General features: G+C 37.3%; 20 protein-coding genes. All 20 read left to right on the top strand.

Going from position 1 to position 22,819, the window contains the following annotated elements; translation table 11 throughout:
- The first annotated feature begins 31 nt into the window (after positions 1 to 31).
- The 20 genes from AC4PG8_RS08295 (at position 32) to AC4PG8_RS08200 (ending at position 22,791) form a co-directional block, all read left to right on the top strand.
- Entirely contained in the window at positions 32 to 1,771 is a 1,740-nt protein-coding gene (locus tag AC4PG8_RS08295) for a sensor histidine kinase (RefSeq protein ID WP_492170303.1), read from the top strand.
- On the top strand, positions 1,771 to 3,255 hold the full coding sequence (locus AC4PG8_RS08290; protein WP_492170247.1) for a response regulator transcription factor: 1,485 nt from the start codon (positions 1,771 to 1,773) through the stop codon (positions 3,253 to 3,255). Before AC4PG8_RS08295 ends, AC4PG8_RS08290 begins: the two co-directional genes overlap by 1 nt.
- A gap of 112 nt (positions 3,256 to 3,367) precedes the next feature.
- The gene (locus AC4PG8_RS08285) at positions 3,368 to 4,297 is read left to right on the top strand and encodes an ABC transporter permease (RefSeq protein WP_010991761.1); all 930 of its coding nucleotides are present in this window, start codon (positions 3,368 to 3,370) and stop codon (positions 4,295 to 4,297) included.
- 18 nt (positions 4,298 to 4,315) lie between these two features.
- Entirely contained in the window at positions 4,316 to 5,287 is a 972-nt protein-coding gene (locus AC4PG8_RS08280; RefSeq protein WP_003767695.1) for a carbohydrate ABC transporter permease, read from the top strand.
- 18 nt (positions 5,288 to 5,305) lie between these two features.
- Positions 5,306 to 6,763 (top strand): ABC transporter substrate-binding protein, encoded by a 1,458-nt coding sequence (locus AC4PG8_RS08275; RefSeq protein WP_033532881.1) that lies wholly within the window; start codon positions 5,306 to 5,308, stop codon positions 6,761 to 6,763.
- A gap of 185 nt (positions 6,764 to 6,948) precedes the next feature.
- A complete protein-coding gene (gene alsS / locus AC4PG8_RS08270) occupies positions 6,949 to 8,643 on the top strand; it encodes an acetolactate synthase AlsS (RefSeq protein WP_492170246.1) in 1,695 nt (564 codons plus the stop codon).
- A 114-nt stretch (positions 8,644 to 8,757) separates the two neighbouring features.
- Complete coding sequence (locus AC4PG8_RS08265) at positions 8,758 to 9,753, top strand: aldo/keto reductase (protein ID WP_185482261.1); 996 nt, start codon at positions 8,758 to 8,760, stop codon at positions 9,751 to 9,753.
- A gap of 166 nt (positions 9,754 to 9,919) precedes the next feature.
- On the top strand, positions 9,920 to 10,651 hold the full coding sequence (locus AC4PG8_RS08260) for a GntR family transcriptional regulator (protein ID WP_185510714.1): 732 nt from the start codon (positions 9,920 to 9,922) through the stop codon (positions 10,649 to 10,651).
- 2 nt (positions 10,652 to 10,653) lie between these two features.
- On the top strand, positions 10,654 to 11,355 hold the full coding sequence (locus tag AC4PG8_RS08255) for a GntR family transcriptional regulator (protein WP_185540747.1): 702 nt from the start codon (positions 10,654 to 10,656) through the stop codon (positions 11,353 to 11,355).
- 19 nt (positions 11,356 to 11,374) lie between these two features.
- Positions 11,375 to 11,842, top strand: coding sequence for a PTS sugar transporter subunit IIB (locus AC4PG8_RS08250; protein ID WP_003767690.1), 468 nt, complete (start codon positions 11,375 to 11,377; stop codon positions 11,840 to 11,842).
- 22 nt (positions 11,843 to 11,864) lie between these two features.
- The gene (locus AC4PG8_RS08245; protein ID WP_010991756.1) at positions 11,865 to 12,683 is read left to right on the top strand and encodes a PTS mannose/fructose/sorbose/N-acetylgalactosamine transporter subunit IIC; all 819 of its coding nucleotides are present in this window, start codon (positions 11,865 to 11,867) and stop codon (positions 12,681 to 12,683) included.
- Entirely contained in the window at positions 12,664 to 13,485 is an 822-nt protein-coding gene (locus AC4PG8_RS08240; RefSeq protein WP_010991755.1) for a PTS system mannose/fructose/sorbose family transporter subunit IID, read from the top strand. The genes AC4PG8_RS08245 and AC4PG8_RS08240 overlap by 20 nt, the downstream gene beginning before the upstream one ends.
- A gap of 12 nt (positions 13,486 to 13,497) precedes the next feature.
- Entirely contained in the window at positions 13,498 to 14,562 is a 1,065-nt protein-coding gene (locus AC4PG8_RS08235; RefSeq protein ID WP_070753722.1) for an SIS domain-containing protein, read from the top strand.
- Between the two features lie 22 nt (positions 14,563 to 14,584).
- Entirely contained in the window at positions 14,585 to 15,580 is a 996-nt protein-coding gene (locus tag AC4PG8_RS08230) for an SIS domain-containing protein (RefSeq protein WP_045552899.1), read from the top strand.
- Between the two features lie 16 nt (positions 15,581 to 15,596).
- Positions 15,597 to 16,013 carry a PTS sugar transporter subunit IIA gene (locus tag AC4PG8_RS08225; protein WP_492170245.1) on the top strand — a complete coding sequence of 139 codons (417 nt, stop codon included), beginning with the start codon at positions 15,597 to 15,599 and terminating at the stop codon, positions 16,011 to 16,013.
- Positions 16,014 to 16,108: 95 nt separating this feature from the next.
- On the top strand, positions 16,109 to 17,056 hold the full coding sequence (deoR, locus tag AC4PG8_RS08220) for a DNA-binding transcriptional repressor DeoR (protein WP_492170244.1): 948 nt from the start codon (positions 16,109 to 16,111) through the stop codon (positions 17,054 to 17,056).
- Between the two features lie 62 nt (positions 17,057 to 17,118).
- On the top strand, positions 17,119 to 17,790 hold the full coding sequence (gene deoC, locus AC4PG8_RS08215) for a deoxyribose-phosphate aldolase (RefSeq protein WP_003763218.1): 672 nt from the start codon (positions 17,119 to 17,121) through the stop codon (positions 17,788 to 17,790).
- 79 nt (positions 17,791 to 17,869) lie between these two features.
- Positions 17,870 to 18,880 carry a substrate-binding domain-containing protein gene (locus tag AC4PG8_RS08210; protein WP_010991752.1) on the top strand — a complete coding sequence of 337 codons (1,011 nt, stop codon included), beginning with the start codon at positions 17,870 to 17,872 and terminating at the stop codon, positions 18,878 to 18,880.
- A 130-nt stretch (positions 18,881 to 19,010) separates the two neighbouring features.
- The gene (locus AC4PG8_RS08205; protein WP_003769518.1) at positions 19,011 to 20,312 is read left to right on the top strand and encodes a pyrimidine-nucleoside phosphorylase; all 1,302 of its coding nucleotides are present in this window, start codon (positions 19,011 to 19,013) and stop codon (positions 20,310 to 20,312) included.
- 184 nt (positions 20,313 to 20,496) lie between these two features.
- Positions 20,497 to 22,791, top strand: coding sequence for an SH3 domain-containing protein (locus AC4PG8_RS08200; RefSeq protein ID WP_185540741.1), 2,295 nt, complete (start codon positions 20,497 to 20,499; stop codon positions 22,789 to 22,791).
- Positions 22,792 to 22,819: the final 28 nt, after the last annotated feature.

The following is a 22,819-nucleotide window of genomic DNA, read 5'->3' as shown; positions in this document are numbered from 1 at the left end:
GCAATAATCAGAAAGGAAAAGGGGGCAATGAATTAGAATGACACAAGAATTACCACGTAAGCGCGTTTTTAAAAGGATGTTATTAATTTTTTCTTTAACAAGTCTTTTTACCGTGAGCTTGTTACTTTTTTTCATTTATAAGTACTATACCAATATTCAGCTAGATACAAATCTTCAGCGCGCAGAAACCATCGCCAGCAAGCAGTTGGAAGCTTTAACTGAAAAGCAAAAGGCGTTAATTAGTTTAACCCAAGATATTTACCGCAATAGTGATTTGATGCAAGATGTTCAAATCGCGATGACGAATGATTACGGTAGCTACACTGAGCAAAATATCGACAACTATTTTAAAAGTAAAAATTTTTATTCTGTAGATATGCAAACCTATTTACAGTCTTATTTTTCGTATGATGAAGATATTATTGCATTGCAGCTTATTTCAGATGACGGGAGCTACTCCTATACATTCCCGAGTCGTTACCGTGAATGGAAAGAAACTGTTGATACATATGGTGAAGAAAATATTGCCAGTCAAGCATCGAAACAAGGAAATTTTTATACGATAGAAAATAAAATTGTCGTGAAACAGCCGATTAACGATCCGAGTACATTAAAACAAATGGGCTATCTATTACTTTATATTGATCCAACCTTTTTAAACAAATGGATTACGAAAGATTATAAAAACTCGATTTTCCAAATAAATAATACAAAAGGGGCCGAGTTATATTCCAATCATCCTGCAAAACAAATAACCCCACCCGAAAAACAAGGCTGGATGAATGTAGATAATAAGAAAATATACTTTCAAAAAACAGAGGATGAAACTACTGGCTTAAAAAATAATACATTTTTATATCGTGTCACGGATGATAGCGCGCCATTAATCGAGTTAACTTTATTTGGGATTGGTTTGTTACTCGTTATTTTTTCTATTAGCGTTAATTTTGTAATAAGCAGGCGCTACTCCAAGCGGATTTTGACAATTATTGGTGGGATGAACCGAGTGGAAAATGGAACGCTTGATGCAAAACTACCTGTCGATAATAACGGGGATGAACTGACGATGATTAGTGAGCGATTTAACCATATGACTGAAAATCTCGACGCTTATGTGAAGAAGGTCTATAGCCTTGAAATGGAAGAACAAAAAGCAAGGTTGAAAGCGCTTCAAGGACAAATGCAACCTCATTTTCTTTATAATTCTTTAGAAGCAATTAGAATGAATGCGCGCGTAGAAGGAGCAAAAGAAACAAGTGATATGATTTACCAACTTGCGACGTTACTACGCTATACTGCTAACCACCGCGAAATCACGACTTTAGGCGAAGAAATCAATTATGTAAAACAATATGTTCGTTTTATGGAAATGCGCCATGAACAGCCGATTAAGCTAGAATTCTATATTGAAAAACGTTTTAATCATACCCATATTCCACGATTTGCCTTGCAGCCGCTCATTGAGAATTTTTTCAAATATGCCTATAAAGAAAACCAACATCCAGTAGTTACTATTACGGTCACGGCGGAAAATAACAATTTACAATTTCAAATAAAAGATAATGGCAAAGGAATGGACGAGGAAAGATTAAATGAAGTGCAAGCGACGATTGAAAGTAAAGCCGAAACAAGCCACATCGGCCTAGCTAATTTAAACAAACGACTGCAACTTTTATATGGTGAAGCTTACTCATTAACGATTACAAGTAAGCCAAATGAAGGTACGATCATTCTATTTCAAGTACCTCAAAATACGGGAGGAGAAAAGTGATGCTAAAAATAGTACTAGTAGACGACGAACCCCTTATCCTTAAAGGTTTAGAAAGCATTATTCCAGAGTTTGAGCAAAACATTGAAATTGTCGGGACAGCCAAAAATGGCGCACTAGCCTTAGAGTTATTTGCGGATCAAGAAGTGGATGTCCTTTTAACAGATATAGAAATGCCTGTGATGAATGGTTTAGAATTAATCGATGCATGGAAAAAACGCCAACCGACTACTAAAACCGTCGTTCTTTCTGGGTTTGAAGATTTTCATTATATAAAACGTGGACTTTCAGCGGGAATCGAAAATTATTTATTAAAACCTTTAAACGAACAAGAATTAAAAGAAACATTCGTACAAATAGAGAAAAAACAAGTGACAGATAATGTCGTACCAAGGGAAGAAGCGTACTACATTTTACGGGACAATACGATTTGGCGCTGGCTAAATTTACGAATTAATAAAGAAGAATGGGAAGAGCGACTTGCGTTATACGATATGACTTTAAATCAAAACGAGAGCGCCGTCCTCATCCGGATTCAACCAACGAAAGAAACCGACATGGCTGAATGGAAAAAGCTTTCTGAACACTACCGGCGCACCTATCCATTTATGCTACTTACTCCAGAAAATGAAATCATCTTAGGAATAACCGAACAAACCTCTATATCCGAACAAATTTTAGCGATCCATCAAGATGTAAAGCAAAGTATTTCAAACGAAGCTTTTTATATCTTTGTTAGCGAAAAAGTACAAGGGGAAATGATGTATCCGCAAGCATTCCGACAACTGACAAGATTACTTCCAGAACGGCTTGTAAAAGAGTCTGGTAGCTTGATTGCCTACCAAAAACGAACGAAACACACTTGGCGACCAAAAAGAAAACAACATCAACTTGCAAAACTACTCGTAATGAATAATGAAAAAGAAATCAAAGCATGGATTAACAACTTTTTTAAAGAATGGAACGATCATAAATTAGAAAGCGATCCGCATCAAATGCTCCATATTTTGAATGAAATGCTCGTGATGATGGCGGAATCAGACCCTAAAGAATTAAGCGAGTCAATGGGACGAATCGCAGGAGAAACAAGTATTGAGGGGCTTGAAGAAGCAACACTCACCTATGCGATTCGTTATTACAATCGTAAAAAACAAACCGATGAATCGAAAAGTCCTATTATCCAAAATGTATTGTCGTATATTACCGAACATTTTTCAGAAGGCATGTCCTTAAAAACGCTTGGCAACGATTTCCACATTAATGCAGTCTATCTTGGGCAACTTTTCCAAAAAGAAATGGGTGAGCATTTTACGGATTATTTAAATCGCTACCGAGTAAACTATGCGAAAGAAGAGTTGCTGCAAACAAAAGATAATTTAACGATTATTGCTGGGAAATCCGGCTATACAGATATGGCCTATTTCTATAGACAGTTTAAAAAACATACTGGCGAAACACCAAATCGTTACCGGAAAATCCATCAATAAAATTATTTCTAATATTTGTCTATAAATCTAAACATCCGCAACTATTTTAACACCCTTAAAAACGATAAACTAAAGATGTTGAAAGCACTTACAAAAAAGAGGGGTGGATGGATTGAAAAAAGTTTTATCACAAATTCGAGCTAATCGGATTTGGCTATTAATGGTACTTCCGGGCCTTCTATGGTTTCTGGTTTTCTCATACTTACCAATGTTTGGTACAGTTATTGCGTTCAAAGATTACAAGATTGATGGGAAAGGATTTTTATCCAGTATTATGAATAGCGACTGGGTGGGGCTTGAAAATTTTAAATTCCTATTCCAAACAAACGACGCTTTTATTATTACCCGAAACACCGTCCTTTATAATTTAGTATTTATTATTGTTGGGCTGTTTCTTGGCGTGGCACTTGCGATTGTCTTTAACAGCTTACTAAATAAACGAGGAGCAAAAATTTATCAAACAGGAATGCTTTTCCCGCATTTCTTATCATGGGTTGTTGTGAGTTATTTCTTATTCAGCTTTTTAAGTGAAGATAGCGGACTGATGAACAATATTTTACTCGCATTCGGGCAAGATCCTGTTTCATGGTATAACGATCCGAAGTATTGGCCGTTTATTTTAATCATGATGAATGTCTGGAAAGGGCTTGGCTATGGAAGTATTGTCTACCTTGCTGCAATAGCTGGAATTGACCGAACTTACTACGAGGCCGCAATGATTGACGGCGCTGGTAAATGGCAACAAATTAGACATGTAACGATTCCAGCACTAACACCACTGATGGTTATTTTAACGATTTTGAATGTCGGGAAGATTTTTAATTCGGATTTCGGGTTATTTTATCAATTACCGCGAAATTCAGGGCCACTTTATCCGGTGACGGATGTTATTGATACATATGTATACCGAGGCTTAACGTCGCTCGGTGATATGAGTATGAGTGCGGCAGCTGGTTTCTATCAGTCGATTGTCGGCTTTATTCTAGTGTTACTCACTAACTACATCGTGAAAAAAATAAACCCAGAATATGGCTTATTTTAAAAAAGGAGGCGAGTCGCTTTGGCAGAACAGCTTGAAGCAGTGAGTGAAATAGAACAAGTGCGAGGCGAAATGGAAAAACCAGCAAAAAACAAGCCGGCAAAAGATATTATCGGTTTTGGCAAAAAGATGAATGTGGCGATGAATGTTATGCTCGCTTTCTTAGCGCTCATCTGTATTTTTCCATTTTTATATATTATTGTTATTTCTTTTTCGAGTGAAACATCTCTGGCGGCAAATGGCTTTCAACTAATACCGAAAGAGTGGAGCATGGAAGCGTACGAATATTTATGGAAGATGAAAGGTCAGCTTTTACAATCATATGGCATCACGATTTTAGTTACAGTTATAGGTACTGTGTGTAGTGTTGCAATGATTGCTCTTTATTCTTATGCAATATCCAGACCACAATTTAAGTATCGCCGTCAATTTACATTTATTGCCTTCTTCACGATGCTATTTAGTGGCGGGATGGTGCCAGCATATATCGTTATGACACAATTCTTGCACTTACGAAATAGTATTTGGGCAATGATTTTACCACTAGCAATGAATGCTTTTTACATTATGATTATGCGTACATTTTTCTTACGGTCGATTCCGGAACCAATCCTTGAAGCGGCGCGGATTGAGGGCGCTGGGGAACTAAGGATCTTTTTACAAATGGTTGTGCCACTTTCCTTACCAGGACTTGCGACAATCGCGCTTTTCTCTACGCTCGGTTACTGGAATGACTGGTTCCAAGCATCACTTTATATTGATAATCCAAATTTAGTTCCATTACAATCTCTGCTTATGAAAATTGAAAACAATTTAGAATTTATGCGGCAAAACTCAGAAATTGCTTATACTGCCGGCGCATTTAAGTCCATTCCTCAAGACGGGGCAAAAATGGCGATGGTTGTTATTTCAACTTTACCAATCGCGATTACCTATCCGTTTTTCCAAAAATACTTCATTAGTGGACTCACAATTGGCGGCGTAAAAGAATAAAAAGATGGAGGGAATTTAATGAAAAAGAAATGGGGAGTAATCATCGCATCACTTTGCTTGCTACTAGTTTTAGGTGCGTGCGGAAGCGATGAGAAAGCTGATGCAAATGAAGTTCCGACACTGAAATGGTACATGATTGGGACACCACAAAAAGACACGGAAGAAGTAATGAAAGAAGTAAATAAATATACTGAAGAAAAAATTGGCGTCAAAGTAGAAATGACACAAATTGACTGGGGTGACTACGGCAAACGGATGCAAACAGTTATTAACTCCGGAGAAAACTTTGATATTGCTTATTCAGCAGCAGGAGAATTCGTTTCTTATTCGCAAAAAGGCGCATTCTTGCCACTAAATAAATACCTAGATAAAGAAGGCAAGAAAATGAAAGCTGAATTAAATGAAGTTCTTTGGGAAGGAGCAACGATTGACGGGAATATTTACGGTGTACCTTCCAACAAAGAAGTCGGCGAACAACAAGTCTATGTTTTCAATAAAAATCTAGTAGATAAATATAAAATGGACATATCGAAAGTAAAAAACTTCAGCGATTTAGAACCAATGCTAAAAACCATTAAAGAAAACGAACCTAGCATCACACCAATTGGCGGGAACAAAGATTTTAAACCAGCATTTTCATATGATTATTTAATCGATAACGCTGTGCCGCTTCCTTTTGCCGTGAATCAATACGAAGATACTGGTAAAATCGTTAACTTCTATGAACAACCAGATACATTAGAAACCTTAAAATCGCTTCATAGCTTCTACCAAAAAGGTTATGTTACTAAAGATATTGCCACTTCAACTGATCCATGGTCTTACGATAAAGAAAACTGGTTTGTGCGTATTGAGAAATACCAACCATACGCAGAAAACATTTGGGATAAAAATACAGGCGGGAAATATAAAGTAGTCACACAACCAATTGCAGAAACACCAATCATTAAAAATAACTCTGTTACAGGTGCAATTCAAGCTGTATCCGTGACAAGTCAACATCCTGAAGAAGCAGTGAAATTCCTTGATTTACTGAACACAGATGAATATTTACGTAATTTGGTTGATAAAGGAATTGAAGGCACTCATTATAAAGAGTTAGATGATGGCAAAATTCAAGATTTACCAGCACGTGTGGAACGTTATAGCATGCCAACTTATGCACTAGGAAATCACTTTATCCTTAAATTATATGAAGATGAACCAGCCGATAAATGGGATCAATTTAAAACATTTAATAAAAAATCAGTAGCATCACCGGGCTTAGGTTTCTATTTTGACTCATCAAAAGTAAGAACAGAAATCGCTTCAATTACAAATGTTTGTAATGAATTTGCTCCAGCGCTTCTAACCGGAACAGTCGATCCAGTAGAATACACCGAGAAATTCAAAGCTAAATTAAATGATGCAGGTATGAAAAAAGTAATGAAAGAAATGCAAAAACAATACGACGAATACCGCGCCTCGCAAGAATAAGAAACGGAAAGGGCTTAGTTTGACTAAGTTCTTTCATTTTTATATAACAGTTTTTATGTAATTATATAACAGTTTTTGAGTCAGTAATCTTGCAATAATTCTTTTGAGTAGTATAATTAGTCTTGTGAATGAGATTTTATTATAATCTGTACTACTTAAATATAAATAATTTATATAACAAAAGGATGATAAAGATGGAAAAGCATGAAAAAGACCAAACAAAAGGTAAATCAGGGGCAGACTTAGTTGTTGATAGTTTAATTAATCAAGGAGTGACGCATGTTTTCGGTATTCCGGGTGCGAAAATTGATAAAGTTTTCGATGTAATGGAAGAGCGCGGGCCAGAATTAATCGTTAGCCGTCATGAGCAAAATGCTGCTTTTATGGCTGCAGCTATCGGTCGTTTAACTGGTAAACCTGGTGTTGTGCTTGTAACTAGTGGACCTGGAGCTTCGAACCTTGCAACAGGACTTGCAACCGCAACAGCAGAAGGGGATCCTGTAGTCGCGATTGCGGGGAACGTAACTAGACAAGATCGTCTAAAAAGAACCCACCAATCGATGGATAACGCTGCACTTTTCCGTCCGATTACAAAATATAGCGAAGAAGTAGTTCACGCTGAAAGTATTCCAGAAGCAATCACTAACGCATTTCGTTCAGCGGCAGAACCGAACCAAGGCGCGGCTTTCGTAAGTTTACCACAAGATATTGTGAACGAACCAAACGTACCTGTAAAAGCAATTCGTCCACTTGCTAAACCAGAAAATGGACCAGCTTCTAAAGAACAAGTCGCTAAATTAGTTGCTCGTTTGAAAAAAGCGAAATTACCAGTATTGTTATTAGGTATGCGTGCCTCAAGTCCAGAAGTAACAGGCGCCATTCGTCGTTTACTGCAAAAAACAAGTATCCCAGTAGTAGAAACTTTCCAAGCAGCAGGAGTAATTTCACGTGATTTAGAAGATAACTTCTTTGGACGTGTCGGTCTCTTCCGCAATCAACCAGGTGATATTTTGCTAAATAAAGCCGATTTAGTTATTACAGTAGGTTACGATCCAATTGAATACGATCCGAAAGCTTGGAATGCTTCAGGCGATAGAACGATTGTACATTTAGATGACATCCGTGCTGATATTGACCATTATTATCAACCAGTGACCGAATTAGTCGGAAACATTGCTCTTACATTAGATCGTGTTAATGCGAAATTTAGTGGTTTGGAATTAGCTGATAAAGAACTTGAAACTTTAAAAGAACTTCATGCGCAATTAGAAGAAAGAGATGTACCACCAGAAAGTGATGAAACAAATCGGGTGCATCCGTTATCTGTCATTCAAACGCTTCGTTCGGCGATTGATGATAATGTAACTGTGACAGTCGATGTTGGCTCGCACTACATTTGGATGGCGCGTCACTTCCGTTCTTATGAACCACGCCGTTTATTATTTAGTAATGGTATGCAAACGCTTGGTGTCGCTCTTCCTTGGGGGATTGCAGCTACACTTGTGCATCCAGGCGAAAAAGTCGTATCTATTTCAGGCGATGGTGGCTTCCTGTTTTCAGCAATGGAATTAGAAACAGCTGTCCGCTTGCGTGCTCCATTAGTGCATCTTGTGTGGAATGACGGAAGCTATGACATGGTCGCTTTCCAACAAAAAATGAAATACGGCAAAGAAGCAGCTGTTCGTTTTGGCGACGTCGATATTGTTAAATTCGCCGAAAGCTTCGGTGCAAAAGGACTTCGTGTAACTAAACCATCAGAACTTAGTGACGTATTAAAAGAAGCGCTTGAAACAGAAGGCCCAGTCGTTGTAGATATTCCAATTGATTACCGCGACAACATTAAACTCGGTGAAACATTACTACCAGACCAATTTTATTAAAAAGCAAAAAATCTCTCGGACTTTCCGGGAGATTTTTTTAGTTAAAGGTTGACTTGGAGTGAGCTTCAAGGTATATGCTGTAATAGTACTAGAAATTAACTAGGAGGGTTTTCAATGGAATATGTGAAATTTGGCAATACTGGGATGGATGTTTCGAAAATTTGTTTAGGAACAATGGGCTTTGGCGACAAAGATAAATGGATCCACAAATGGGTTTTGGATGAAGCGAATAGCCGACCAATTATAAAAAAAGCGCTTGATCTGGGCATTAACTTCTTTGATACTGCAAATATTTATTCTTACGGCGAAAGTGAAAAAATTGTTGGCCGAGCACTCAAAGATTATGCTAACCGAGATGATATTGTCTTAGCCACAAAAGTACACCAAACGATGCGCCCTGATCGTCCGAATAGTGGCGGTTTATCTAGAAAAACAATTTTAAGTGAAATTGACCATAGTTTAAAACGCTTAGAAACAGATTATGTTGATTTATATATCATTCACCGCTTTGATGAAAATACCCCAATCGAGGAAACAATGGAAGCTTTACATGATGTCGTTAAGTCGGGTAAAGCACGCTATATCGGTGCAAGTGCGATGTACGCTTGGCAGTTCCAAAAAGCACAACGCGTCGCAGAAAGAAATGGGTGGACAAAATTCGTTTCCATGCAGAACCATTACAACATGATTTACCGAGAAGAAGAACGAGAAATGATTCCATTTTGCCGGGATGAAAAAATCGCGATTACACCTTACAGCCCACTAGCATCAGGTCGGTTAACGCGTGATTTTGCAGAAACAACTAATCGTTCAGAAACAGACCCAATTCAAAAATCTAAATACGACGGCATGATGAATTCGGATAAAGGAATTATTGAACGCGTAGCTGAACTTGCTCTAGAACATGAAGTATCACGAGATAAAATTGCTTTAGCGTGGTTGTTAAATAAAGATGAAATCACTTCACCAATTATCGGTGCTCAAAAAGAAAGTCATTTGGAAAGCGCAATTGGAGCGCTGGATATTAAATTAACGGAAGCGGAAGTTAATTATTTAGAAGAACTATATATCCCGCATCCAGTCGTTGGCGCCCTCCCTACAAGCAAATAAAAATATGGAGCATGAGTTAGAAACAACTAACTCGTGCTTTTTTATGGAAAAGGCTATTGACAAATAATTTGCAACCGTTTACAATAAAGTGGTATTAAAAATAGTTAAAGCTGTATCTTTTATAAACTTAAATGTTATAGACGATTTTAAAATAAGAGGTGGAGACATGGAGTATAAGGACTTATCGCCAGCTGTGCAAAGTGAAGAACAATTAAGACAGCTTATTCAAGAAAAAGTAGCAGTAGGAGAAACAAGCTTCCCATCAGAACGAGCCCTTGAGAATGAACTAGGTGTCAGCCGAACCACACTTAGAAGATCACTTGATACGCTCGAAAAAGAAGCAGTAATCCAAAAAAGAAACCGTAAAGGCATCGAAATTAACCAAAAGCAAACAATCAACATTTTGAAAATGAATTCCATGAGTAGTCAACTTCCTGGCGAGCAAAGAGTCGAGGTATTATCTCAAGAAGTAGTTGAAGGGGTAGATAAAGTAAATCGCTTTTTGACACTTGATGAAGATAAGCCTGTATTTAAACTAGTTCGGCGAAGAATCGTTGCAGAAAAGCCGTTTTCTTATGAGATTTCATTTGTAGACTGCGCTAGATTTTCTGGAATTGAGAAAATTGATTTAAATAATTCCTCGCTCTACAATGTTTTAGAAGGAAAATTTGGTATTAAACCTACTTATGGCCGCGAAGAATTACGTTTTGTATCCGCAAACGAAAAACTGGCAGAAGCTTTGAAGGTACCCCTAAACACCCCGCTTTTTGAAGTTGTGAGTAAAGCATTTGACCAAAATGATGAACCGTTTGAGTACAGCAAACAATATCTAATCGGTAATCAAATCAAATACAAAATTAATGCGAAAAATATATTTGATTACTTGGAGGACGAGTGAACATGGCAGCTAAAAAACCACTATTTGAAGTAATTGCTTCGAAAATAAAAGATAGTATTAATCGTGATGAATATAAAACGGGAATGCTTATGCCAAACGAAACTGCGCTGCAAGAAATTTATTCCAGTAGCCGAACCACAATCCGTCGCGCGGTAGATTTATTAGTGGAGGAAGGTCTCGTCGTGCGTAAAAATGGAGTAGGACTTTACGTGCAACCGAAATTAACCGCGCAAAATATTTTAGAAATGACAGGTGTTATGAAAAATGATACCAATGAAAATTTAAAGAAAGACATTAAAGACTTTTACATTCGTAAAGCTGGGAAATTTTACGCAGAAATATTCGGAATGAAAGAAAATGAGTTAGTTTACTCCATTAAGTTTGTACAAAAAAGCGAGCACGGTGTCACACTAGATCGCTTAATTTTACCACTAAGTTTATACCCTGATTTACAAGCAAAGGATTTTCAAATTATTAATATTATAGAGCTTGTTAATTCAGGTAAATATAAATTATTTGAGCTTGAGCAGGAACTTCAACTTATTTTAGCTGGGAATGAGCAAATCAAAAATATGCATTTAAATGAAAATGATCCTGTTTTTAAATTAAGCAGCGTTTTTTATGCGGAAAATGACATGCCAATTGCCATCCAATATCATTATGAAGATGCTGAGTCAACCAAATATGTAGTTGATTTTAACTAACAATAAGGAGGAAGAAAAAATGATTCAATTTCTAAGAGTAGACCATCGTTTACTACATGGGCAAGTTGCGGTATCTTGGTTCAATGCTTTAGATGTAAATACAATTTTAGTGGCAAATGATGGGGTAGCAGCGGACGATTTTCGCAAGTCGGCAATCCGTTTAGCTAAACCCGAGGCCGCAAAACTAGTAATGAAAAGTATCGCTGAAAGTATTGACTCAATTAATTCAGGAGTGACTGATAAGTATAATTTACTTATTGTCGTGGAATCTGTTGAAGACGCTTACAAACTAATTCAAGGCACAAACGGAAAAATCCCGATGCTAAATCTCGGCGGAACTAAACAACGAGAAGGGACATCTAATTATTCGAAAGCAGTCAATTTAACCCCTGAAGAAGTAGAAAAACTAACAGAGCTTCAAAAAGAAAAAATTGATGTATTTATGCAACAAGTGCCAAATGAGAAAAAAGTAACCTTTGAAGCATAAAAGACGAAAGAAGGGATAAATTATGGAACAGTTTGGAACAGCGATTTTGCTTGCACTTGCAGCAATGCTTGCAAATGGAGAATATTTATTTGGTTCATCGATGCTATCAAGACCACTTGTGACTTGTACGCTCGCCGGCCTCATCATGGGCGATGTACAAATGGGGATTATTATGGGAGCAACTTTGGAATTAGCTTTTGTAGGATCTTTTTCTATCGGAGCATCTATTCCTCCAGAGATTATTTCAGGAAGTATTTTAGGGACTGCCTTTGCAATTGCAACTGGTGAAAGTACAGCCGTAGCATTAGCACTTGGTATTCCAATCGCCTCTTTAGTACTTGTCGTAAAAAATCTATGCTTTATTTTCGTACTACCATACTTTGTTCATAAAGCAGATAAATACGCACTCGAGGGAAATTCAAGAGGGATTAGCCGAATGCAATTACTAGGTGGGTTTTTATCAATTAACTTACCAATCGGTATCATTGTTGCAACGTCCTATTTAGTTGGAAGTCCAGTGATTCAAAACGTACTTGATGCCATTCCAGCCTTTGTTATAGCCGGCCTAGGTATCGCGACAGGTTTACTACCAGCATACGGTTTTGCTTTGCTACTAAAATTAATGGTCAACAAGAAGAATGCAGTATTTTTCGTATTTGGATTTGCTTTAGCTGTTTACTTGAAAGTACCTGTAACTGGAGTAGCGATTTTCGGAGCTTGTTTAGCACTAATTTTAACAGGTTATGCAACATTAAAAAACGACAATGGACCAACGAACAATAATACAGAGCCAGCACTTGCGAATGATGGAGGTATTAACTATGAAGATGAAGAATTCTGATGTATTAACAAAAAAAGACTTAATGAAAGTTTTCTGGCGTTCGTTCACAATGGAATGGTCATGGAACTATGAACGGCAATCCAACTTAGGTTACGGCTTTTCCATGTTACCAGCTTTAAATAAAATTTTTAAAAATGATAAAGACAAACGAATTTCTTCTTATCAGAGACATTTAGAATTTTATAATGTAACACCTTGGCTTTCCACTTTTCCACTCGGAATTTCGATTGCGATGGAAGAACAATCAGCGAAAGATAATGATTTTGACACTGATTCTATCAATAATATAAAAGTAGCTTTAATGGGACCGTTAAGCGGAATTGGTGATTCGTTTTTCTGGGGAACTTTACGCGTAATTGCAACAGGTATTGGGACCTCACTTGCGCTTCAAGGTAATATATTAGGACCGATTTTGTTCCTTCTTATTTTCAATATTCCAGCTATTCTGACACGTTATTATGGATTATTCATCGGTTATAACATTGGAGCTAATTTTATTGAAAAAATTCAAAAGACTGGTTTGATGGATAAACTGTCATACGGCGCTTCTATCATAGGTCTTGGTGTAGTGGGAGCTATGGTCGCCACGATGGTAACAATTAATATGCCAATGAAATTCGGTTCTGGCGATGAGGCTGTTACAATCCAAAGCGTTTTTGATGGAATTGTTCCAGGCATACTCGCACTCGGCTTCACTTTCTTTATCTTTTGGTTAGATAAAAAAGGTCTAAAAGCGCATTGGATTCTGCTTTTAATTGCTGGTATTGGTATTTTAGGAGCATTTACAGGTTTATTAAAATAAGTAGGTGAAAAAATGAAAAATATGGATTACTATATCCGGTCAGAACAAGAAGTTTATGAAAATATAATCCGAAATCGGAAGGAACTTTTACAAGACATCATTCAAATGAAGCATGCGAATTATGAAGCTATCGTAATTTTCGCAACAGGCTCAAGTTCTAATGCAGCATTTGCGGCACAGTTATATATGTCGGCGAAACTAGCTATACCGGTTTATGTAGAAGAACCATCTACAGCAGCTAACTACATGCTTCATTTAAACAAAAACACATTATATATCGCCATATCACAAGGTGGACATAGTTATTCTACCATCCATCTTGTAGAAGAAATCGAGCGTCAGGGTGGCAATGTTTTCACATTAACGAGTGATTTAACAAGCCCAATTGCAAAAGCAGGAACGCATACGATTGACCTTGGAATGGGCATAGAAGAGATGCCTTATGTCACCCTTGGATACAGCGCCACGATCTTAATGCTAAATTTAATCGCACTCGAAATGGCCTTATTGCAAACAAAAATTACAGAAACAACCTATCAATCGGAAATAGCGGAATTACAAAAAATCACCGCTCATTTACCAAAAGCTATCGCGCAATCAGAAAAATGGATTGAAGCCCATTTTAATGAATTAATGGAAGCGGAACGAATCTTTTTCATTGGATATGGTGCTACTTATGGCGTGGCGCGTGAGGGAGAAACAAAAGTAACGGAAACCATCCGAATTACCTCTTTTGGAAAAGAATTAGAGGAATACATGCATGGCCCTTACATTGGATTATCCGCCCGTGACTATATTATTTTCATTGAGCCGCATGGTTTGTTAGAAAATCGTGCGGACAAACTTAAACAATTTTTAAAAGGACATGTTGGGAAAATCCGAACAATCTATGCGAACACTGGCGGCGAAAGTACGGATGATTTATTACTCGGCTTAAATACAGCTGAACTGCTAACACCGCTATTTATGACGATCCCAGTTCACTTATTATCTTTTAAAATTTCTAAGGAAAAAGGCATTAATTTAGAAGTATCAGCTTTCCCGGAATTTGACCAAATAACTAAATCTAAAATTTAATCAAAGAAAGTAGGAATGAGCAGTGCTAAAATTTGATGAACAAAAAGTAAGAGAAAATATGGAAGGGGCGTTAAAATTACGCCCGCAAATTAATGAAGTAGTTGACCAAATTCACAACCGAGGCTTTAGCAATATTTGCTGGCTTGGCATTGGGGGAACCTACGCATCTGCAATGCAAGCTGTTGTGCATATGAAAGAAAAAACAGCATTAGAAACGTTTTATGAGAATGCTGCTGTATTTTTAACAACTGGCAATAAACGCGTCACGAAAGATACGCTTGTTGTCATTTCGTCAGTAACAGGAAGCACGCAAGAAGTAGTTGATGCAGTGAAAAAATGTAATGAAATTGGCGCGACTGTTTTTGGATTTATTGATAAAGCAGAAGCAGAACTAGCTACTTTAGTGGACCACCTAATTTCATATCCGTTAAACGAGCAATTGAAATTCTTCATGGTAGCAGATCGTTTTATGTACTTAGCAGGTGAATTTGATGATTACGATGCGTTTTATCAAGAAATGGATCAACATTTTGCTAAAGGCATTGTTGAAGTAGAAAAAGCTGCTGATAAATTTGGACAAGAATTTGCTCTTAAACACCACGAAGATGACATTCATTATTTTGTTGGCGCGGGGAACCAGTGGGGCGCAACCTATTCTTACGCAATGTGCTACTGGGAAGAACAACACTGGATTAAAACGAAATCGATTGAATCACATGAGTTTTTCCACGGGATGTTTGAAATTGTAGAACGCGATACACCAGTTACTATTTATGTGACGGAAGATAGCCAGCGTTCTTTAAGTGAGCGAGTGGTTGATTTTATTCCACAAATTTGCGCTAATTATACAGTTATTGATGCAAAAGATTACGATATGCCAGGCATTTCCGCTAAATTCAGAGGGGCTTTATCGCCATTTATTATCCACGCGGTTAATAACCGAATCGATGTCCACGTGGAAAAAATTAACTGCCACCCAATGGAAATCAGAAGATATTATCGTCAGTTAGACTATTAAAAAGGCGGTTTAGAAAATGAAAGCAATTTTTGTTTGTACCCATGGAAACGCCGCAAAAGAGCTCATTCAATCTGCTGAGATGATTTGTGGTAAACAAGAAAATACAAGTTTTGTTCCTTTTGAAGTAAATGAATCTGCGGAAAATTTGCAGATGAAAATAGTTAACGAGGTAGCTAAACTTGATGTATCAGAAGGGCTTTTATTTCTAACTGATTTAAAAGGCGGAACCCCGTTTAATGTCCTCGTTCGATTACTTGAAAACTTTAATGAAGTGGAACTAGTTGCAGGTGTGAATATACCGCTTTTATTAGAAGCATTCCTAAGTCGGGAAATGCTACCTTTAAAAGAACTAGCGAATCAAGTTGCCGAAACTGGCCGGCTAGGGATTTATGAATATGCCGCGCCGCTTGAAGAAACAGAAGAAGACTTTTAAGGGAAAAAGACAGCCGCGGCTGTCTTTTTTTATCTTCCCTCTCGAACTATCCTCCTTCATACGTTATACTAAAAAGAAAAAGATGGAGGGATGAAATGGATAAACAAAAAGAACAACTGAGTATTGAGGTTGCGAGACTTTATTATCAATCCGATCTCGGTCAACAAGAAATTGCCACGCGTCTAGGTGTGTCTAGACCAACTGTTTCCAGGTTACTCCAAAACGCGAAACTAAAAGGATATGTCAAAATCGAAGTCCAAGATCCATTTTCTAACCTTACCGAACTAGCAAACGCATTAAAGGAAAAATACCACCTTAAAAATGTAACAGTCGCTTTCAGTCAAACCAATGACTATAGCGAAATCTCGAAACAAATTAGCCAGAGTGCAGCAGAATATTTAGAAGAAATTATCCATGATGGCGATATTCTAGGTGTGAGCTGGGGAACAACCATGTACAAGATTGCCCAAAAACTTCCTCCACTAAAAGCAGAAATCAAAGTCGTCCAGCTAAAAGGCGGCGTGAGTCATTCAGATGTCAATACCTATGCTGCCGAAACGCTCGCTCTTTTCGGTGCAGCTTATGATACAGCACCAGTATCGCTCCCGCTTCCCGTCGTCCTTGATAACCCGCTTGCGAAACAAATGGTAGAAGCCGACCGTCATATAAAAAATATCATCGAACTCGGCAAAAAAGCTAATATCGCCATTTTTACAGTAGGAACAGTACGCGAAGAGGCACTACTTTTCCGACTAGGATACTTTTCAGACGAAGAGAAAATACGCTTAAAAGAAAAAGCTGTTGGCGATATTTGTTCTCGATTTTTCACTATCGACGGCGAAATTGCTGACGAAAAAATGAACGAGCGGACTATCGGCATTGACTTACAAGATTTAAAACAAAAAGAAACAGCTATTCTTGTCGCAGGCGGAGAACGGAAAATAAAAGCAATTCATGGCGCGCTCCGTGGCGGTTATGCCAACCATTTTATTACCGACCAATTTACAGCAAAACAACTACTTGAACAAAATTTCAGCAATTAGTTTACAAATGTTCTGTAGTGCGATATGATAAAGTCAAATCCAATTTTAAAGGAGTTTTTATAATGACAATTGCCAAAATGATCGATCACACTGCTTTAAAACCAGACACAACGAAAGAACAAATTTTAACATTAACAAAAGAAGCAAGAGAATATGGTTTTGCTTCCGTATGCGTGAACCCGACTTGGGTAAAACTATCCGCTGAACAGCTTTCAGGAGCAGAATCCGTTGTATGTACAGTTATCGGTTTCCCACTTGGAGCAAATACACCAGAAGTAAAAGCTTTTGAAGTGAAAAATGCCATCGAAAACGGCGCTAAAGAAGTGGATATGGTTATTAATATCGGCGCATTAAAAGACAAAGATGATGAATTAGTAGAACGTGATATTCGTGCTGTAGTTGATGCTGCTAAAGGGAAAGCCTTAGTAAAAGTAATTATTGAAACTTGCCTATTAACAGACGAAGAAAAAGTTCGCGCATGTGAAATCGCTGTAAAAGCAGGAACAGACTTCGTTAAAACATCCACTGGATTCTCCACAGGTGGCGCAACTGCCGAAGATATTGCTTTAATGCGTAAAACTGTTGGACCAAACATCGGCGTAAAAGCATCTGGCGGAGTTCGTACAAAAGAAGACGTGGAAAAAATGATTGAAGCAGGTGCAACTCGTATCGGCGCAAGTGCAGGTGTCGCAATTGTTTCCGGCGAAAAACCAGCTAAACCAGATAATTACTAATTTTGGATGAAACCCCTTTATTATTATTCTTAAATGTGGCAAAATAAGGAGAATAGATAATCTGACTGGGGGAGTTTAAATGGCTGCAACCATCCGCGAAATAGCAGAAAAGACAGGCGTTTCAATTACGACGATTTCTCAAATTTTGAATGGTAAAGGGGAACGATTTAGCGATTTAACCCGTGAAAAAGTCCTGAAAACAGCAAAAGAGATGTCTTACAAACCAAACTTTTTCGCAAAAAACATGATTGTTAGTCACACGAACACAATTGGAATGATTGTCCCAGAAGTAACCGATCCATTTTTTTCCCAAATGGTCAAAGGGGCAGAAGATTACTTAAATAAAGAAGGTTATATGATTATGCTCTGTAACTCTTCTAATGATAAAGAACGAGAAGATTTATACGTAGAAGAATTATTACACCGGGCTGTCGATGGCTTAATTATCGCCAGCCCTAATATTCTGCTCTCTGGTGTTATTAAACGCATGGAAGAGAAGCGGTCGCCGTATATTTTACTCGACCGGCAGCGCAATCCTAGACAAGAAGGTAATATCGCAATTGATGATTTCAAAGGCGGCTATATGGCAACAGAACATTTAATTGAACTGGGTCATACGAATATCGGAATCATCATTTCTGATACATCTTTTTATAACGTACATGAACGCTATGAAGGTTATTTGGCTTGTATGAAAGATTATCAACTTACTGTAGAAGATGGCTGGATTGTGAGCGGGGACCAAACGATGCACGGTGGCTATATCGCCTCGCAAAAATTACTCCAAGAAAATATTAGCGCCATTTTTGCTACCAATGATCTAATGGCAATGGGGACTTACCGCGCGGCATTAGAAAACAATATTCACATCCCTAAAGAACTAAGCGTTATCGGGTTTGATGATATAGAACTTTCCGAATACATGACCCCTCCACTTACAACCATTCGCCAACCAGTCTATGGTATTGGCGAAATTGCCGCAGAACTTTTACTAAAAAATCTCCAAAATCCAACCGAGAAATTAGAGAACCGCTTACTTGATATTTCTCTAATCGAACGCAGTAGTACAAAAAGTATTGACAAGAAGTGAGCGAGTACGATATAGTGAGCATGTTAAGCACATGTTCTTGTTTAGTAAAACGGTTTACTTAAAAAGTGTAACCGTTCTCAATAAAGGTACATAAAATGCTAAAGTGGACAAAAAGAAAGGGTGAAGAGAAATGAGAATGGTGGATATTATTTCCAAGAAGAGGGACGGCAAAGCTTTATCAACAGAAGAAATTCAGTTTTTCATTGATGGCTATACAAATGGGGAAATTCCAGATTATCAAGCAAGTGCTCTAGCCATGGCAATCTTTTTCCAAGATATGAACGATCAAGAACGCGCAGATTTAACAATGGCAATGGTAGGATCTGGCGACACGATTGATCTATCTGCAATCGAGGGTATCAAAGTCGACAAACATAGTACTGGTGGCGTTGGTGATACAACAACACTTGTCCTTGCTCCACTTGTAGCAGCAGTAGGTGTACCAGTTGCAAAAATGTCTGGGCGCGGCCTAGGTCACACTGGAGGCACTATTGATAAATTAGAATCCATCGAAGGTTTCCATATTGAACTAGATAAAAAAGATTTCATTAACTTAGTAAATCGCGACAAAGTAGCTGTTATCGGTCAATCAGGTAACCTTACTCCAGCTGATAAAAAAATGTACGCGCTTCGTGATGTAACAGGAACCGTGAACTCTATTCCACTCATTGCAAGCTCCATTATGAGTAAAAAAATCGCAGCCGGTGCAGATGCAATCGTACTTGATGTAAAAACCGGTGCTGGTGCGTTTATGAAAACCGACGAAGATGCAGAAAACCTAGCGCATGCAATGGTTCGCATCGGTAATAACGTTGGTAGAAATACAATGGCAGTTATTTCTGATATGTCTCAACCACTTGGTGAAGCAATCGGAAACGCTTTAGAAGTAAAAGAAGCTATTGATACATTAAAAGGTCAAGGTCCAGAAGACTTAACTGAATTAGTTCTCGTACTCGGAAGCCAAATGGTCGTACTTGCTAAACAAGCTGAAACCTTAGATGAAGCTCGCGCCAAACTAATCGAAGTAATCGAAAACGGAGCAGCACTAGAGAAATTCAAAACCTTCCTTTCCAATCAAGGCGGCGATGCAAGTATTGTTGACCACCCAGAAAAACTCCCACAAGCAAAATATCAAATCGAAGTACCCGCTAAAACATCCGGTTTCGTAAGCCAAATCGTTGCTGATGAAATTGGAATCGCAGCAATGATTCTAGGCGCCGGTCGTGCAACAAAAGAAGACGAAATCAACCTAGCAGTAGGTTTAATGCTACGCAAAAAAGTAGGCGATCAAGTCAAAGAAGGCGATTCACTCGTAACGATTTTTGCCGACCAAGAAGACGTAGAAAATGTAAAAGCAAAAATCTACGAAAACATCAAAATCGCTGACCAAGCAACAGCACCAACACTTATTCATAAAATTATTACAGAATAAAAATTTCAACTGTAAAATTTCTTTAGCTTTTCCTAAAGAAATTTTTACAGTTTTTTTGTTGAAGAAATTTTTAATAATGATACTTTTTTCACAAACCTTTGTGATATAATTATTTTTCAAGATGAAAACGATTGCAGAACTCGATCGTTTTTACTTTGAAACATAAATAAAGGGAGATGGAAAAATGAAAAGAATTATATCTGTATTGTGCATTTTTGCTATTGTACTGGGATTGTTTAGCCCTTTCACAATTAAAGCAAGTGCTGCAACCAATACAAATAAAACATTTGAAGAGCTTTATGCAGAAGCTAAAAAACATTTAGGTAAACCATATTCGCAAGACCAGGACAAGAGAAGAGGGCCAAATTACTTCGACTGCTCAGGTTACACACAATATGTTTATGAAAAAGTAACAGGAGTAAGAATTCCTAATACTTCAGCTCCTCAATATTCAGCTGCTGATAAAGTGAAAAATGGTAATCAAAAACCTGGCGATTTAGTATATTTCAAAGGTCATGTAGGAATATACATAGGTAATGGTAAAATGATTAATGCTCAAAATGATGGAGTCAAAATAGACAACATTAATAGTAGTTATTGGCAGAGTATTTTTGTTGGATACGGAAGATTTTTCAATTTCTCCGAGAAAAAAGGATCTAAATCCGCCTATGCTGTGTCAGATTTAAATTTACGTTCTAGCAATAACTGGGATAGTTCAATAGCTGGAAAAGTTCCACAAGGCGCTAAAGTATCTATTGACCTAGACAGTGATAAAAATGGTTGGTGTATGGTAACTTATAATAATACTAAAGGTTATATGTTAAATACAACTAATTATTTCTCCGATACACCTGTGATAAAAACATACTATGCCAAGGATAATATAAACTTAAGAACGAAAGCAACATGGGATAGCGATGTAGCTCAAAAGGTACAAAAAGGTGAAAAAGTTACTGTGAACCTTAAAACTAATGTGAATGGTTGGTATCAAGTAACATACGGCGGAAAAACAGGCTATATGATTTTAAATAATAATTACTTAGTAGAAAATCCCTTGAATATGGAAACGTATTATGCGGTTGGTACCTTAAATCTGCGTAGTGCAGCAAACTGGGATAGTAGCATTAGCTTAGTTGTACCAGAAGGCAGAGCTGTAAAAGTAGAAATGGATACAAATAGTGGTCCTTGGTATAAAGTAACATATCAAAACCAAACAGGTTACATCCCGCTAACAGATGATTACTTATCCAAAACTACTGTTCTAAAAACGTATTATGCTAAAGATAATTTAAACCTAAGAACAAAAGCAACTTGGGATAGCGACGTTGCTCAAAAAGTACAAAAAGGTGAAAAAGTAACTGTTAATTTAAAAACAAGTGTAAATGGTTGGTATCAAGTAACTTATGGTGGTAAAAAAGGTTATATGATCTTAAATGATAACTATTTAGTCGAAAAAGCGCTTAATATGAAAACCTATTATGCGGTGAGTAGCTTAAATTTACGTAGTGAGGCGAAATGGGATAGTAGCATAAGCCAAGTGGTTCCAGAAGGTAGAGCTGTAAAAGTCGAAATGGACACGAATGTTGGCAATTGGTTTAAAGTAACCTATGACAATAAAACAGGTTATATGCCACTAAATGATTTATATTTATCTGAAACTGCTGTGTTAAAAACCTATTATGCAAAAGACAATTTAAATCTACGTAGTGAAGCAAAATGGGATAGTGAAGTTACTCAAAAAGTAGAAAAAGGTGAAAAAGTAACAGTCAATTCGAAAACAAGTATCGATGGCTGGTATGAAGTAACATACGGTGGTAAGAAAGGCTATATGATTTTAAATAATAATTATCTTGTAGCAGAACCACTAGATTTGAAAACATATTACGCTGTTGACACATTAAATTTACGTAGTGAATCTAAATGGGACAGCAGCATAAGCCAAGTGGTACCTGAAGGCGCTAAAGTAAAAGTTGAAATGAACACAAGTGATGGTCCTTGGTACAAAGTAACTTATCAAAATAAAACAGGTTATATGCCGCTAAATGATTTATATTTATCTGAAACCGCTGTGTTAAAAACTTATTATGCAAAAGATAATTTAAACTTACGCAGTGAAGCAAAATGGGATAGTGAAATTTCTCAAGTAGTAGAAAAAGGTGAGAAAGTAACTATTAATTCGAAAACAAGTATCAATGGTTGGTATGAAGTAACTTACGGTGGTAAAAAAGGTTATATGATTTTAAGTGATAACTATTTAGTCGAAAAACCATTGAACTTGAAAACGTATTATGCAGTAGGAGATTTAAATTTACGTGGTGAATCTAAATGGGATAGCGACATAGTTCAAGTTATTCCTGCGGGTACTCCGGTAAAAGTAGAAATGGATACAAATGATGGTATTTGGTACAAAGTAACGTATCAAAGTAAAACTGGCTATATGCCACTAACAGATGATTATTTAACTTTAACAGCAAATTAAAAAAAGAACTCCTCTAAAACTTTTTAGA

It is taken from the genome of Listeria sp. MAN/IMW/UF555 (genome assembly GCF_058684075.1).
This window is presented reverse-complemented; position numbering and strand designations above follow the sequence as displayed.